Source organism: Neorhizobium tomejilense (assembly GCF_964254135.1).
In the GTDB taxonomy this organism is placed as follows: Bacteria; Pseudomonadota; Alphaproteobacteria; order Rhizobiales; family Rhizobiaceae; genus Neorhizobium; species Neorhizobium tomejilense.
On the sequence record NZ_CAXUSO020000002.1, the window covers coordinates 1,725,738 to 1,740,873 of the forward strand.

Below are 15,136 nucleotides of genomic sequence, written 5' to 3' on the forward strand. Positions count from 1 at the left end.
ACTTCTAGTGGTAGCCGACACACGAGCAGTGCACTTTTGACCGGATCTACGAACCATCAACGGTCTCCAGCTTGGAATTCACTGATTCAGCAACTGGCTCGCGAAGGCGCTCGTGCGCAACTTCTTGTGCTTCAACGAAGAAGCTTTTACCGGAAATTCCTGCTCGATCGAAAAATGCTTGGTTTCGCTCGCGTGCGTCATTCAAAAGCGTATCCCAGCCAATCAGCTCTATCGATCCTTTGAAACCGCTACGTGGCTGGTAAAAGCGACCTCGACCGTCTGCTGTTCGATCCCAGGAATAGGTCCAGTCATCCATTTTTCCCACAATATCGGCGACAATGAAGCAATAGAAAACTGTGTCCTCTTTCAGTTTAATGGGCCTCCCGCGTACGTCGATCTGCCCGCCGCCCAGCAGCCGACGCACATAACGCTCTACTTGATGCTGGGGATTTTCGTCGTCTGCGTAGCTCGTCCTACCTGGGCGCTTGAACTCAACGAGCAAGACCCGTGACGGGTCGTCGGTCTGCCGTAGACCGTGTACATGATCGAATATGAGAACGTCCGGCCGCTCATCACTGTCCACGGCGCTGGTCAGGTTGTGAAACTCGTCGTCTGAGCTGAAATATTGCGCGAACGTCAATCTCTCGTCGATGATCCAGAGGTCATGCGACGATGCAGGCACGACCTTCCTCGCCCCATCTGCCAACGTGTTTATCCTTAAGGGGCAAATGAATGAATGCAGAATGTCCTCTCGCTGGTAACTACTATCACGGGAATCATCGCGGACTTTTTCGAGCAAGATTTCCATGAAATCCAAAACCACCTTTCGGCGAACAATATACTCCGCCAGGCTTTTCTGCTCGGTTTCCTCGATGGCTTTGCCTGCGGCTTCAATTGCGGCCGAGAAGGTGTTCACATCGACTGATGGCTCTTTAAGCCGTTCCAGAACTTTCCGGATTTTCTCCGCTTGCCGCTGATCACGCCGAAACCGTTCACGTGAAAGATGACCAAATATTGCGTCGTCATTCAACTCGCCCGATGGAAGCTTGTCCTGGAGATCATCGATGTCGCCAAACGCAACAGATGGGTATGATTCCGTTATCGCTCTGACGCGCGTGCGCTGGTCTTGGCGGAGAGCCGCCAATGGCGCCGCGAGAAAAGCTTCGATGTAGGAGAAGCAGACATCGTTGACGATGTCGTCCAGGACAGCGTCCTCAAACTGAAATTTGGTTCTTTCTTGGTTGACGTTCTTGTCGAGGTAGGCGCCCGTCAGTACGGCATGGAAAACTCGATCGCTCTTTTCGCCGAAGAACTTTAAGCCCAGCTTGCCGTCTATCTTATGAGAATGAACGGTACGGTCATGAGCAATGAAATGGACGAAATGTGAGCCCTGCAAGTCAGCGCTGGCAATCTTGTCGCATTCCATGAGTGTGAGACTAAGCTCGCCATACTCGGCGCTTTCGATGCTCGGAATTACCTCTTTTCGATGGATAACCGAGTTGATCTCGTCCGGGTAGTGTCGTGTCTCGTCTCCGCAGTGAACGGTCACTCGAGGCGACCTGGAACCGATGAATGTTGGAAGGAAATGAGATGTAAAATGTTGAAATACGTAGCTTGCCCGGCCCGGAAATTTTGCTCGATACGGATTGTCGCGTAACCCGTCGAACTCCACAAGAAAGCCTGTGTCAGTGGTCGAGTTCCCCAGGTTTTCCTCGCTGTAATCCTGGATCTGATCTGACAACGACAAGACAAACCTGAAGCTCCTCCGCTTCACAGCCTCCCCTTCAGCGTAGACGCTGTTGACCTTTATCCCTTCAAAGCAATCCAGCCACAGAAGACGACCAACGCCCTTCCCGCCACGGGCGTACTTGTTGTCAGTATCAGTGGTAGAGAATGCTTCAAAGTTGCGTTCGTCTAAACCATTGCCGTTGTCCTCAACCACAATCTTCACTGGCGCCTGCTTTCGACCTGTGACGATGGTAACAACAACGCGGCCGTCGCGGGCCACATTCTCGCGGAAACGATCCTGTGTTGAGTGGATAGAGTTGCTAACGGCTTCGAACAACGGTTGCATGGCATCAGCCGTATTCGATGGCTTCGGTAAACGATCAATTCGTTTAACGAGATTTGTTCGCAATGATGGCACAGGCTGCTCCCCAAGTAGAACACAATCTAAGCGGTAATTAGATCTATTCGCAATCGACCTGACGCGAACACGACAAATAAAGTTTCCTTGCGTGTTATAGAATTCCCCATGCCCGAAACCTCCCCCTCCCCGTCATCTCCCTGAGGCCAAGCTCCAAAACAATCCGCCGCGCCGCCTGCGGCGTCATCTCCAGCGTCTTGGCCACCATCCCGGCCGACACCAGCGGTTTTGCCATGACCAACTCGACCAGCTCCGGCAGTTTCGACGATGTCCGGCGCCCGTCCAGCTTTCGGTCCATCATTGCCTTCGCCAGCGTCAGCCGGTCATGCTCTTTCAAGCCAATCTCGGCAGCAGCAAGCAGGCCATGGGCGATGGCAAGCAGCCGGGTCTCGCGATCGCGATGCCGGCGCCGATCCACCGGGATGGTTCTCAGGCCGGTATTGACGGCGGCGAGATGGGCACCGGTGGTAACGCCTGCCTGGCGCAATATCGACGCGGCCAGCAGCCGGCCGAGCCAGGGCGCGTGCTGAAGGACGGAAAGTTCGTTCCAGGCATCGAGGGTGACGATCGCCTGCAGCACCGCCGGCAGGTTTTCTGCCTGCCGCAGCACGCCGCGCCATTCGTCAAGCCGCGCATCCTCGTCCCAGTCGAGATCATAGATTATCGGATCTTTTTCTTGGCCGCCGCCACGGCCGGGCCGCCTTGCGTTCTCGATCGCCGCCTCGGATCGAGCCAGCACCGCATCAATGGCGGCATAGTCGACGCCGGGTGGATCCTCCGCGTCATCACCATCTTGCCCCTCCCCTTCCGGATCAAGCGTGGTCTCGCGCCGGGTGGCGCCAGCCGCCTCTGCTTCGCCGACGCCGCTCGACGTCACTGCCTCCGTCTGCCGGAGCGTTCGAATGCCGTCGGCCGATAGCGCCCAACCAGGTGGTTGGGCGGCAATGCGCCGGCGAGTGCGCAGCACATCGCGGGCGATGGTGAGTTCGTGGGTGGGTGTGCGAATATCGCGGGTGGCGTCGTGGAGGACGAGGTCTTCCAGGTGAACGAGTTCGCCATCGATCCACAGCGAGGCGCAGGCATCGGTGAACTGGGTGCGCTCGATCCAGCCCTGGCCGACCTTCGAACGGGCCACCCGCTCGTCCAGACGCGTGAGAGCGACGCCGGCGTCAAAAGCCGGCTGCATCAGGGCTGTTATGCTGATTTTCGCGAGATCATAAGGCATTGAATTTATGGTAAATGATTTCTTACAGGAACTCTATCTAAATATTACGGTTCGCCAGATGGTATAGTCGATAGTTGAGGTTATAACCATCGATAAGTACAGGTTATCAGAGGTGATGCGTACAGTGCATCTGTACGCTGATGAGCGACATGCTATCTTTGCGGAAAAAGCGCTGCCGGAGCCCAAAACCATGACGCAAACCAGCTACAAGATCAGTGAGGCCCGCAAGAACTTTGCCGAGGTACTCGAACGCGCCAACCGGGGCGAGGAGATCATCATCATGCGGGGCAATGATGTCTACGCCCGCATCGGCCCGGCTGAAGCCGGTGGCAAGCGGCCGTTCGGCCTGCTGCGCCAGCGTGGTCTGCCCGACGACCTGTTCGACGATCACGATGCGGATCAGGCGGCGATCGACGCCGGTGACTGGAACGACGATACCGGCGTCTTTCGCGGTCCCCTCCCCGATGACGAGAATCGCTCGTGAAAATCCTGCTTGATAGCCACGTGGTCTACTGGTGGACGATCGGCAGTGACCGCCTGTCGACAAGAGCCAGATTGCTCATCGGGGACAAGGCCAACGTTATCCTCGTGAGCGCCGTCTCTTTCTATGAGCTGAACAACAAGATGCGCCTCAAAAAACTTGATCTGAAACCGCAGGAATTGCGGGCTGCGGTGACAACCAGCGGTCTGCAGACATTGGCCATCAGCGATTTGCATGCCGAACTGGCTGCTGCATTTGACTGGGAGCATCGCGACCCGTGGGACCGGATCCTGGCGGCACAGGCCCGGCTCGAACACTGCGCTTTCGTCTCGACGGATGTCGTGTTCGATGCAGTGCTTCATGAACGAGTCTGGTGAGATTGCCAAAAATGAAAGTCCTTGTTGAAATTGCAGAGACCTTCGACCGATTTGAGGAATTGTTTGAACGCGGCGATGAGATCCTGATCTGCCGTGATGGGACTCCCATTATAAAAATGAAGCCGATCCCGAAAGGCCCGGATCCTGGGGAAAAGCTATCGGCTCTGATGGTAGAAGGTCGTACAACCGTGCCGGCCAGCAGCACATCAAATCACGACGATTTTTATGACGAGCACGGTCTGCCAAAATGAACGCCATCGATCGCCGCGCGAAAGAACTCGACACCATCGCCGCTGTGCTGCCGCTGGAACGGCGCGACGAACTCGCCGAGCTTCTGACCGATCAGAATGTCGAAACGCTTCGACACCTCGTCAACGAAGGCGTGGGCGAAAACACTTTGCGCGCCCTCACCTCGGATCTCGCCTATCTGCAGGCCTGGTCGCTGGCAGCCACGGGCCGCTCTCTGCCGTGGCCGGCGCCCGAGGCGCTGTTGTTGAAATTCGTTGCCCATCATCTGTGGGATCCGGCAAAGCGCGAAAGCGATCCGGACCATGGGATTCCGGTAGAGGTCGAACGAAACCTTCGCGGCCAGGGCTTTCTAAGGGTGATAGGCCCGCATGCGCCGGATACGGTGCGCCGGCGTCTGGCCACCTGGTCGACCCTGACGAAATGGCGCGGGATGACCGGCGCTTTTGCCTCCCCTGCTCTCAAGTCCGCCATCCGGCTCGCTGTCCGTGCGACACTGCGACCGAGAAGGCGCAGGAGCGCCAACGCAGTGACTGGCGATGTGCTGGCCAAAATGCTGGCGACCTGTTCCGAGTGGCGGTCTGCGCGATATCCGCGATCGGGCGATCCTGATGGTAGCCTTCGCTTCTGGCGGCCGCCGGCGCAGCGAGGTTGCCGGATTGCGGTGCGAACAATTGACCGTCGAGCCGCCCATACCGGTCGAGAATGGAGCCACCCTCCCCTCCCTTGCCATTCATCTCGGGCGCACCAAAACCAGCAACGGCGATCACGATGAAGTCGTGTATCTCACCGGCCAGCCGGTCGAGGCGCTGGATGCCTGGCTCGAAGCTGCCAGGATCGAAACAGGCAGTGTGTTCCGAAAAATCGATCGCTGGGACAATGTCTCGCGGCGGGCGCTCGATCCGCAGTCGATCAACGCGATCCTGAAACAGCGGGCGGTGATGGCTGGATTGGACAGTGGGGAGATTTCAGCACATGGCCTGCGATCGGGGTATCTGACCGAAGCGGCCAATCGCGGGGTTCCCCTCCCGGAAGCGATGGAGCAATCACGGCATCGCTCGGTTCAGCAGGCGTCGTCCTACTATAACAACGCGACACGGCGAAGTGGGAGGGCGGCGCGGTTGCTGTAGCTGCTAAACGTCCAACAACGATTTAGGGGACATTCTTCTCATTTTAGTGAGATGACCCAAATCATCGAACAGAACGACGAAAAATCACTTCGAGGACATATCAGCGCCGTCTCTCAGCACGGCGCCTGTGCGTGATGTTTCGCGCCTTAGGTGCCGAGCGGCAGCCCCTCACCTCCCCTGCGACGAGGACAGGGCGCCAACCCATCTCGCCAGTCTTGCTGATCGGGCGCGCGGCTATGTCGAGGCGGCCAGTTCCGCCAATACCCGCAAAGCCTATGCCTCGGACTGGAAGCATTTTTTCCGCCTGGTGCCGGCGGTCCGGCCTCGCTCCCCTACCACCGCATCCGCAGACTGTCGGCCTCTATATCACGGCCTGCGCTTCCGGCGCAGCCGAGCGCGGGACGAAGGCGAACTCCGTGTCGACGATCGAGCGCCGCCTTTCCTCCTTGTCCTGGAATTATGCCCAGTGCGGCCTGACACTCGAACGAAAGGATCGTCATATTGCCACGGTGCTGTCTGACATCCGAAAAAGTCACGCGCGACCTCCAGTCCAGAAAGAGGCGATGCTGACAGAAGATCTCATCGCCATGGTCGAAACGCTCGATCGCGGCACACTCCGCGGCCTGCGTGACCGCGCCATGCTGTTCATCGGCTCCTAGCGTCGATGGTGGCACAAGGTTGCATCAATATTCTGTGTGCAATTGACAGCAGCTCTGTCATCCATACTATGAGCTTCCTATGTTGTCAGAGACATACAAGCACTCGAGGCCTCATGATCTGCGTACCGCTTCAGAAGTTTGGCCCTGTTGTGCAGAGGATCACATTCTCGCGTGGGCCTGAGCAGTTTGAATGGAGGATCGGTCGAAGCGATGGGGATCCGATATGTCGTTCGTTGACATACGATATCGTCAGTGAAGCCTTGCTAGTCGCGGAACAGAAACTGCAGCGGTTCTGCCACGCGGTCAACGATTGGACCGGCCACACTGACGAAGATCGTGCCAGTTTTCTAGCTGAGCTCAAGGAAATGGGCCGCGACTTGACGGCAGCGTTTTTTGCTGGAGAGGCACCATTGTTCGTGGAACGACTTAGTTCGACTCGTTCCAAAATAGTTGAGCAGGTGCACATAGGCATCACCCAGCAGTTGCCGTTGGACTTTTGTTTGCTCGAGGCCAACGGCGAAGAATTTTTTCTTGGCGAACGGTACCTTTGCCCGCAAACGTTGAGTACGCGGACGGACGCACCGTTGCGAAATCTTATAGCCGGCGCGACCGGTCACGGCGGTTTCTGTCCGGTCGGTTATGCTGAGGACGATGAATTGCCGAGCGCTTGCAAGACCCCTGCCTCCGTCACGCGCCCGCATGTTGAAGAATTTGCTGTTATATCGGAGAACCTTGCAACCGGAGTGACTGCCAGTGTACTTCCCGGCATCACTTCGCTACTGACTTCCGACGATCTGAAAGCACTTAGGAAGTGGATCTCCGCGCGCTACCAGGTGCTGCATATCAACAGCCACGTGAAACGCCAGGAAAGAAACAGGTATCGCCCCCATCTTCAACTGCGAAGCAAGGCACTTGTTGGCTCAGAACATCTCAACTTGCCATCACCAGAAAAGCCGGATTTCACAGGGACGTTTGTCTTCTTAAATGGGTGTGGCACCGTTATCGGTTCGACCAGTTTCAATACGTCCGTAGCGCGCCACTTCCTAAAGTACAACGCTTCGGGCATCACATGCACGACTGGTCCCGTTGATGACGCATTCGCAACGGAATTCGCTCGCGAACTCTATACGAACCTGAATGGCAAAAGGATGTCGGCTCGCCACGCCGTGATCGCGACGCGCGCGGCTATGACCGAGCGGAAAGGTCACCCGATGGCTTTGCTATATACGTATATTGGCCAAGATGATTTGGTGCTCAAACAGGGCAATGCTGCGTGAAAGCCCAAGGTTAGATCGTGTGATAACATCCCACCTGAACATGCCGGATTGCTGGAGGATTGAATTAGGTGCATGTAATTCTGCTTGAACGCTTGAAAAAGCTTGGTCAAATGGGCGAAGTCGTGAAGGTCCGCGACGGTTTTGCCCGAAACTTCCTGCTGCCGCTCGGCAAGGCTCTCCGTTCCAACGAAGCCAACAAGAAGCGCTTCGAATCCGAACGCGCCACGCTCGAAGCCCGGGACCTCGAGCGCAAGGGCGAAGCCTCCAAGGTCGCCGAAGTTCTCGACGGCAAGTCCTTCATCGTGGTTCGCGCCGCCGTCGAAACCGGCCAGCTCTACGGCTCGGTCGCTGCCCGCGACATCGTCGAGGCGCTTGCCGCCGAAGGCTTCAACGTCGGCCGCAACCAGGTCGACCTGAACACCCCGATCAAGGAAATCGGCCTGCACAAGGTCGTCCTGCACCTGCATGCGGAAGTCGAAGTTTCGGTTGAACTGAACGTTGCCCGCTCCGCTGAAGAAGCCAGCCGCCAGTCCAAGGGCGAAAGCCTCACCTCCGTCGACGCCATCTACGGCGTGGACGAAGATGCGCTGCGTCCGGAAGACTTCTTCGATCCGGAAGCCGACTGGGACGACGATGACAACTACATTGCCGCCGAGAAACGTGTTTATAATCCATTAGTTAGCGCGAATTTCTCGACATTAAGGCCTCAGCAACTATCTGTTAGTAGTATTGTGACTCGTATGAGTTCACCAGATCTAGGTGAGCGACTTGATAGTATAAGAGAAGCGTCGCAGTTGCTCCTTTCCCTTGAGGGAGGAAATACCATGCCGATCGAGAATTCGCAGCCAGATGCTGCAACATCTGGCTTCGAGGTATCTACGCTTCCGGCGCGGCTTTACGAACGAATGTTCGTATCCGAGCCAACAGAAGCCAGAGCAGCAGCCTATTCGCTTGTTTTAAGCGCGCCCGAATATCGAGGCCATCTGGACCCGCAGGCGTCACCAGAGCAATTGTCTCGAACACAGCTGGCGGAGTTCAGACAAGGTTTACAGAACCTCTTTTCAGATATCGGCGTAAACTATTTTTCCTACATGGACGCTTCAATGCCACCAAGTTCTAATGGAGACCGCCAAATTGTTCATGTCGTGGTGAAGGTCAGCAGGAAGCTGCCGTTTGATGTTGGCGGACAAATCCTGCTGCTGCGCGAAACCGAGATCGAAGATTGTCATCTTAGGATATCGAGTCCGATCGCCCTTGGAGTTGAACAATATCCTGACAAGGATGCCGAGGCTGGTGTAATTACCTCGGCAAAGGCGGATCTCTTGATTCAGAGGCATCAGTTGCACGAACATACTGGACTACCGATCACAGTGTCGTTCAACCATTCGGTTGAGACGGTTGACCTACCCGTCCGTGAAGCGTTCCGCTAATTTTCAGACTCATCTTCGGTTCTGATCAGAAGTTCGGTATCAATTCCGAAATCAGCCAGACTTGCCAGTTGGATAGTCCGTCCGCCACGCTCCAGGGCCAGATTCTCGGCAGACGCATTCTCCCCGCGATTCTGCAAGATCGTATTCTCCAAGCCTCGGAACCAGAAGCCAGCGCGATTGTCGCGAATCAACTCGACAGCCTGAAATGCGACGACTACGGGTTCAGAAATCCGCCGCATATGGATCTGGTGGCCGGTTGACGTCGCCTGATCGAAGGCAAAACCAATTTCCGCCCACTCCTCTACATCAAAATCGATCCCCGTCTTCATCTCACTTCGGTCAGCCTTAGCAAGATATGCGCCGTTCGCTTGAATCGTCTCAAGCACGAGATAAAAGCTCTGACCTTCATCCAGGTAAGCGCGTCCCACGTCATTCAGAGTGATCTTCCTGAACGCCGCCTCAGCTTCACCCTGGCTGATTGAGAGTCGCTTGCAGCCTGCGAGGTTGATATCGAGTTCTGTGACTCGCATTCGGTCGAGGGCCGCTTTGACCTTGCTGGATGGAACACTGGCGGTCGTTAAAACTTTTGCGAGTGACACGGCCGCCTTGACGGTCTGCTTGGTTGTTGCGCTTCGACCAAGACGAGGATACGCACCACTTCCGATCGTCCCACGATAGGGACGATCGAACAGATTGTCTGCTTTGTCGAAGATCGGTCTCGTCTGCTTATGCTTAAAGCGGCGACGAGCTATATCTCCTGGCGCGAGCTCGCTAGGACGCAAGCCTGTCTTGAGGATCATAAACCCATCCTCTTTGAAAAGAGCTTTAGCTATCTCGTCATCGGTATTGTTTAGGCATTCGAACATTTTACCTCCGGTAAGCTCGTTAGATTTCAACAGTGACAAATTTAAAAATCACGGCGCCAATAAAATTCTGATAGTTATACTAACTTTGCTTGAGAGCTTCGCCACGCACGATCCCTTTTTTTAACAAAACTATGCGCAACCCACATTACAACCGCGATAGAAGTAGCCAATTGTTCCATTGTTTTCCGCGTCTTAAGCGCCAGTTGCTTCAGGGCATGAGCGCAGCTATGTCCAAGCGGCGAGCGCCACGAACACGTGGAAGGCGAACACCCTTGACTGGAACCAATTCCGCTTACAACCCGAATTCAAATCGCCAAGTTAAAAGGCACGGCCCTTCACCATCCTCGCCGAAATGGTATGGCAGCCAAGGATGAACTCGAAACGAATGGGCAATGTGAAAACGAATTACGTCTCGACGTCATTGAGCGCGCCTGAATTTATCCATTCGCGGATGACTTTTATCTGCGGACCGGTGGCGTAGGGTCCCAAGTATGGCATCCGAGGTATTCCCTCTTCGTCCAACGGCCCCATCAATACTTGTAGCAGGTATGTTTCATCCGCCCGCCCATTACCCACCATCGACGGGTCAATCAGCCGATAGGTCGACCCGAATATCACCGCAGTCGCCTTTCTCAACCCATCGGCGGTATCCCAGCTGAAGAGATTGCCCCCATGAGATAGTTTCATATGGGGAATATTACGCCCTTTAGCTAGCGTATCCAGTACTTTCTTGACATCGGCAAAGCATGCCATAGTCGTTCCCCTATACCGTATGTTCGAGGACTTCGAGCGTCATAGTGAGTGCTTCCTTGAATTCCGCGGCCGTTGCCGGAGCCTTGTCGCGAGCCGTTTGAATTCTTGTTTTCCACTCGTCGACCGTGGCCACAGGGAATGGTCGGAATGTTTGTACAGCGATCCTGAAGGCACCCGCTGATTCCCACTTCCCGTTTGGCTGGGCAGGATTTAATTCCGCTTCAATGTAGGCCAGCAATTTAGGAACAATGTCCTGTGTTTCTCGCATAAGACTGCGAATTGCGGCCCTGTTGATAAGAGGATCAGCATCCGCGTCCACCAATTCCAGGCGCAAAGCGCGACTGTTGCTGTCGCCGGCAAGGGCGCGAATGACAGCAAGCGCCGTCTCCGTGTCGTTTTCCTCCATGGCTTTGGCAAGCACATCACTCAGAGTGGGGGTGGTGCCCGCCGGCGCAAGCGTCAACGCCGTGACTAGCTGGGCTCGAAGGGAGCCGCGGATGCTGGGTGCCGCCAAGAGATCGGTCAGATAAACCCGGGCATGCGGATCGTTCATCTGCGCGAGTGAAACAGCCGCGGGCACGGCCTGTTCGTTACTCACATCGGTGGCAACGCGCATGAGCGCATGATGAACGTGGTGAGCCAAGTGTTTAGGAACGTTCCCATGGTGTATCACGGGCGCAGCTTCGATGATCGCTGCCATTAAGGGGCCAGATTGATCAGATTGTTGTTGTAGCAACTCGAGCACGAATTCTGCGCCGCGCGCTGGATCTCCTCCGATCAAATCGGCTGCTGCCAGTTGACGGAGATCCTTCGGCGACGCCGTCTCCTGCATTATGGACTTTAAAATTGCTTCCGTTTCCGAATGACCTGAGTTTCTGAGGATAGTCAGGGCTTTAAATCGGCGAGCCACAGGCGCTTGGCTATCCCGGATCGTTTCTGCAAGCACGCTTTCCAGGGAGACTGAGTCCGAGACCGAAACCACGGGCGGCTGCGGCCTCACACCGAACGGCACGTTATCATAGGCAACTCCGTGCGGCAGTGCGCCGGTCAAACCAAAGTAGTCAATCATATCCGCCGGACGTGGCTGAGCGTCGGCGGCTGGCCATGTGCCGTTCGTCACCGCCTTCGGAAACGCGCCGAACGGGTTTTGATCGGGACGATTGCCACGGCTCTCATCGTCATCTACGACCCGCCCTGAGGTCCCATCCCACGGCCACATCGCATCTTTCAAATTGTGCCCGAGCGTAGTGACTTTTGTATCGTTGGGAATGAATGCCCCTATGAAGTTGTAGCTGTCCGTATTTGTCCCGACGGTGTCAAACCGGTCATAATGCCATTGCCACTGAGCCCATAGCCGGTCATGCTCGGCATGGAACGGCCAAAATGAGGGATCTGATGGGGAAATAAGGCAGTTTGCATGCCAGGCGCCCAGGAGAGCATGCCCGAAGTTATGCGGATTATCCTCTAGGCCGCGCCTAAATTCCCCAAACTTGTCTGCGTCCGGGTAAGGTGGTGTCGCGCCAAAGAGCTCCGTGTCACCAATAAGCGGCTTCCCATTGCCCATCTTCAGCCACGACGTGTCCTTCGGTGAGCGAATGACCGTCTTGAGATCCTTATAGGCAATGCTCCAACCGTAGAGCCAATTGGCCGGCGAGAAAATTACCTCGGTTTGGAATGTGTCCACCGATCGCCGGTTTGTTCCGAGAATTTGACGATCAAACGCCTTGGTGGCTGCATTGATGCGCCAATAGGGGATCGTTACCGCAGGATTGATCGCCTGCAGACGACGTTCGAAGAGTAGCAGGAACGCCCTATGCCAGGGTAGAAAAGCAGCGCCGCCATGGGCTTGATCTGGCCAATATTTTGGGTTGAGCGTGCCATTCGGTAGCTTTGCTTCCTGGTAGGGAAACTTCCCCTGTGAAGCAAGGTCATGCATGATCGGAAACAGTTCGAACCCGTTCGCCTCCATGTGCAGATCCCGCATCGCCTTGAGAAATGCGGTGAGTTCCGCCGGAGTCAAACTGTCGATGTTTTTCCTGACGCGGACCATGACGGCGTGCGTGCCGACGATCGGTCCAGCAGCATCGCCGGAATGCACCTCAATGACCGCATCTTTGTCTGCAGTGCTGGCGCGCGGATACGCCCCGGCGACCACGAACGGGACCCAGCTCCCGTCTGGAGGCAGCGTTACTTGAAGTGCTGGCTGTGTAGCGGTTTCCCCGGGCGCGACCTTGTCGGCAAACGCGACTAGCCCATCAAGGGGCTGCGTTCGCCCCTCAGGAAGCGGCTGCTCAGGGTCGTTTGTCAGCGTCACCACTACTGGTGCTGACGTGGTGCCAGTAAATCTAATTCGCGCTGGTGTTGGTGCCCATGTCAGGTAATCATCGGTCGGAGCGGAGGTGCCGTTGATCTCGACCTCGACCGTTGGCAGATTGCCAGATTGCGCGAACGCCGTTTTCGTTCCGGATGGTACGGGAAACCCCGCAGATGCTAGAAATATTCCGCCAAGGACCTCACGCCGACTGATCGCCATCATCGCCTCCCCATGAAAGGATCCAGCATCCATTTGCAAAATGTAACACAGATGAATGCCTGTCAATTAGATTGAGTGACCACGTTCAACTGATCGTACTGGTAGCAATTTGGGACGGCGTCCTCGTCGCCGTGCCACTTGATCGCCTGGTACGATCCGTTTGTCATCTCCTCGAAGTCAACGAGAACCTCGAGGGACGCTGCATCGATTTCTGATCACTGCGCGATCCGAACGATACTTCGACAGCGCAGGGTATGTTCTCGCTACTCGTCCTGAGCGCCGTTGCCCGACTGGAGCGCGCCCTGATAGCCGAGCGAACAAAGTTGGGGCTGGAAGCTGCCAAGGCACTCGGTCGGATCGCGAGCGGCGTGATCCTCCGTGAGGGCGAAATCGTTCTCGCCGTCAGTGGATATCAGGCAACGACATCGTCTATCAGCGATTATCCTCTTGCACATGGAAAAATACCCAGAGCTTCAGCCTGCTCCTTGGTCAGATGGCTGTACTTGGGACTATGAACGATGAAGTCTCCCCTCATCACCGTTACAATCGGGTCGTCTGCGGCCTTGAAATAGCAAAGCTCGGCAGCGTCGGATTTCGATAACAAAATCTCATTGCTGTTTATGGCCTTTCGCAGGTTCATCGTTGCAGTGCAAATACGAACAATCTCTTCGATCTGGTCGTCGGCCAAGGTGGCTACGTTCAACCGCTTGATTGCAGATTCAATTTTGCGTCGCTGTATACGACGACCCGGCGGCTCCGGGGTTGGAACATCTTTAGCCGACGCCTTAGTGGACCGTATCTTTTGTTCGCTCTTACCCTTGCGCGCTTTCGTCATCGCATTGCTCCTCTATCGAAACTTTGCCTACCGATCGTTTCGCAGTCCCGCTCGTTCCAACTGGTTCAGATGGAAGGCTTCTGCGAGCGGGTTCAATGATCTCGTGCCAAGGGCCATCGGGCCAAACGTGAAGACGAGCTGGTGTGTACGATCGCGTCCGGTCTTAAAGAAAGTGCCGTCGGGATTTACGGATTTCGTGGTGAAGACCCATTTCGGGGTGATGTTACCAGAGACCGATTCCTTGATCGAAACGGTTTGAGACAGAACGTTTTTCTCTCCGACGATCGTGTTTTCGGCACTCGGGGCGCCGGCCAATCCCAGTCGCACGGTTACTAGGCGAGATTCCAAGGTTGGAAGAATTTTAAGATCAATATCGACGAGGGGTGAGCCCTCTTTGTTGCCATCCGGGTTGCGGCAAGGCCGGGTCTTATTGTCAAGACGAAATAGATTGGGCTTATAGAGGGCGGAGAGTGGGAAGAACACATTGTATTGGGTTTCGTTCGTAGAAACTGATCCAACGCTCACCCCGCCTCCGATGGAAATGGGTTTATCTGGCGTCCAGATGAAACCCGGAGCGATGGTGGAGTTTTCCGACACCGTTAGGTCCGTCGCAACCTCGACACCCCAGTGTTGCAGAAATTCGCTGTACGCCTTGCCGCCAGGTCTCCTCGAGGCCAAGTCCAAGTCGTTTCTAATTGCGAGGGTGACGGCGTAGCTAAGCTCGCATACGACGCTGTGCACCAGCGTGGTATTCATTCGGATAACATCACTGGTGCTAGAGTTGGGCCAGTCGCGTTGGCTCGGAATGTAAGTTCCGCAACTGGTCAATGGCAGACATGCAACGCTGGCCAAAAGTAATGATGCCTGATGCGTCCTTTTCAATATCGCCTCCCACAAGCAAAAGGAATACTTCGCCGATCTTGAATTAGATCAAGTTCCGCAGCGCTCACAGATAATATTTTGAATTCCGCCTCGAATACTGAATATCAGCTCCAGCTATCACCTGTCAGTTGCAAACTGGCAACACCGTGAAAAATATCCCAACCATAAAATGCTGTATGTGGGCGCTCGGTCGGCTGAAGCCGGTCTACGAAAGAGCATGAGGCAAGACTCACGTTCCGGTGTTAATCCACGCTTGCAATGCGTCATTTTCTCGCGCGTTTCTTACTTGTACAAGA

11 protein-coding genes and 4 pseudogenes are annotated in these 15,136 nt (G+C 55.5%); 8 read left to right on the plus strand and 7 right to left on the minus strand.

Annotated features, from left to right (window positions below; genetic code table 11):
• Positions 1–46 precede the first annotated feature (46 nt).
• Together ACSQ3G_RS30915 and ACSQ3G_RS30920 are read right to left on the minus strand one after the other, a co-directional pair.
• Positions 47–2,074: an ATP-binding protein gene (locus tag ACSQ3G_RS30915; RefSeq protein WP_436113059.1), complete on the minus strand. Its 2,028-nt coding sequence runs from the start codon at positions 2,072–2,074 to the stop codon at positions 47–49.
• Positions 2,075–2,240: 166 nt separating this feature from the next.
• A complete protein-coding gene (locus ACSQ3G_RS30920; RefSeq protein WP_436113060.1) occupies positions 2,241–3,371 on the minus strand; it encodes an RHE_PE00001 family protein in 1,131 nt (376 codons plus the stop codon).
• Positions 3,372–3,561: 190 nt separating this feature from the next.
• On the opposite strand from ACSQ3G_RS30920, the gene ACSQ3G_RS30925 reads away from it, so the two are divergent.
• The 7 genes and pseudogenes from ACSQ3G_RS30925 to rplI all read left to right on the plus strand — a co-directional run.
• Positions 3,562–3,855, plus strand: coding sequence for a type II toxin-antitoxin system Phd/YefM family antitoxin (locus ACSQ3G_RS30925; RefSeq protein WP_436113244.1), 294 nt, complete (start codon positions 3,562–3,564; stop codon positions 3,853–3,855).
• The gene (locus tag ACSQ3G_RS30930; protein WP_436113061.1) at positions 3,852–4,229 is read left to right on the plus strand and encodes a type II toxin-antitoxin system VapC family toxin; all 378 of its coding nucleotides are present in this window, start codon (positions 3,852–3,854) and stop codon (positions 4,227–4,229) included. Before ACSQ3G_RS30925 ends, ACSQ3G_RS30930 begins: the two co-directional genes overlap by 4 nt.
• An 11-nt stretch (positions 4,230–4,240) precedes the next feature.
• The gene (locus ACSQ3G_RS30935; RefSeq protein WP_436113062.1) at positions 4,241–4,480 is read left to right on the plus strand and encodes a prevent-host-death family protein; all 240 of its coding nucleotides are present in this window, start codon (positions 4,241–4,243) and stop codon (positions 4,478–4,480) included.
• Positions 4,477–5,605 (plus strand): annotated as a pseudogene (locus tag ACSQ3G_RS30940) (site-specific integrase). Before ACSQ3G_RS30935 ends, ACSQ3G_RS30940 begins: the two are co-directional and overlap by 4 nt.
• 51 nt (positions 5,606–5,656) lie before the next feature.
• A pseudogene (locus ACSQ3G_RS30945) lies at positions 5,657–6,258 on the plus strand (site-specific integrase); the annotation flags it as partial.
• Positions 6,259–6,497: 239 nt separating this feature from the next.
• Entirely contained in the window at positions 6,498–7,541 is a 1,044-nt protein-coding gene (locus ACSQ3G_RS30950) for a CHAT domain-containing protein (protein ID WP_436113063.1), read from the plus strand.
• Positions 7,542–7,609: 68 nt separating this feature from the next.
• Positions 7,610–8,182 (plus strand): annotated as a pseudogene (gene rplI, locus ACSQ3G_RS30955) (50S ribosomal protein L9); the annotation flags it as partial.
• A 785-nt stretch (positions 8,183–8,967) separates the two neighbouring features.
• Here rplI and ACSQ3G_RS30960 read toward each other — a convergent pair.
• The 3 genes from ACSQ3G_RS30960 to ACSQ3G_RS30970 all read right to left on the minus strand — a co-directional run bounded on the left by ACSQ3G_RS30960 (position 8,968) and on the right by ACSQ3G_RS30970 (position 13,126).
• A complete protein-coding gene (locus ACSQ3G_RS30960; protein WP_436113064.1) occupies positions 8,968–9,837 on the minus strand; it encodes a hypothetical protein in 870 nt (289 codons plus the stop codon).
• A gap of 405 nt (positions 9,838–10,242) precedes the next feature.
• Positions 10,243–10,590, minus strand: a complete 348-nt coding sequence (locus ACSQ3G_RS30965; RefSeq protein ID WP_436113065.1) for a hypothetical protein — start codon at positions 10,588–10,590, stop codon at positions 10,243–10,245.
• 10 nt (positions 10,591–10,600) lie between these two features.
• Complete coding sequence (locus ACSQ3G_RS30970; RefSeq protein ID WP_436113066.1) at positions 10,601–13,126, minus strand: tyrosinase family protein; 2,526 nt, start codon at positions 13,124–13,126, stop codon at positions 10,601–10,603.
• 116 nt (positions 13,127–13,242) lie between these two features.
• Between ACSQ3G_RS30970 and ACSQ3G_RS30975 the strand changes: the two are divergent.
• Positions 13,243–13,530 (plus strand): annotated as a pseudogene (locus ACSQ3G_RS30975) (recombinase family protein); the annotation flags it as partial.
• Positions 13,531–13,562: 32 nt separating this feature from the next.
• On the opposite strand, the gene ACSQ3G_RS30980 reads toward ACSQ3G_RS30975, so the two are convergent.
• Both ACSQ3G_RS30980 and ACSQ3G_RS30985 read right to left on the minus strand, forming a co-directional pair.
• The gene (locus tag ACSQ3G_RS30980) at positions 13,563–13,958 is read right to left on the minus strand and encodes a hypothetical protein (protein WP_436113067.1); all 396 of its coding nucleotides are present in this window, start codon (positions 13,956–13,958) and stop codon (positions 13,563–13,565) included.
• Between the two features lie 27 nt (positions 13,959–13,985).
• Positions 13,986–14,714 carry a hypothetical protein gene (locus ACSQ3G_RS30985; protein ID WP_436113068.1) on the minus strand — a complete coding sequence of 243 codons (729 nt, stop codon included), beginning with the start codon at positions 14,712–14,714 and terminating at the stop codon, positions 13,986–13,988.
• Positions 14,715–15,136 lie beyond the last annotated feature (422 nt).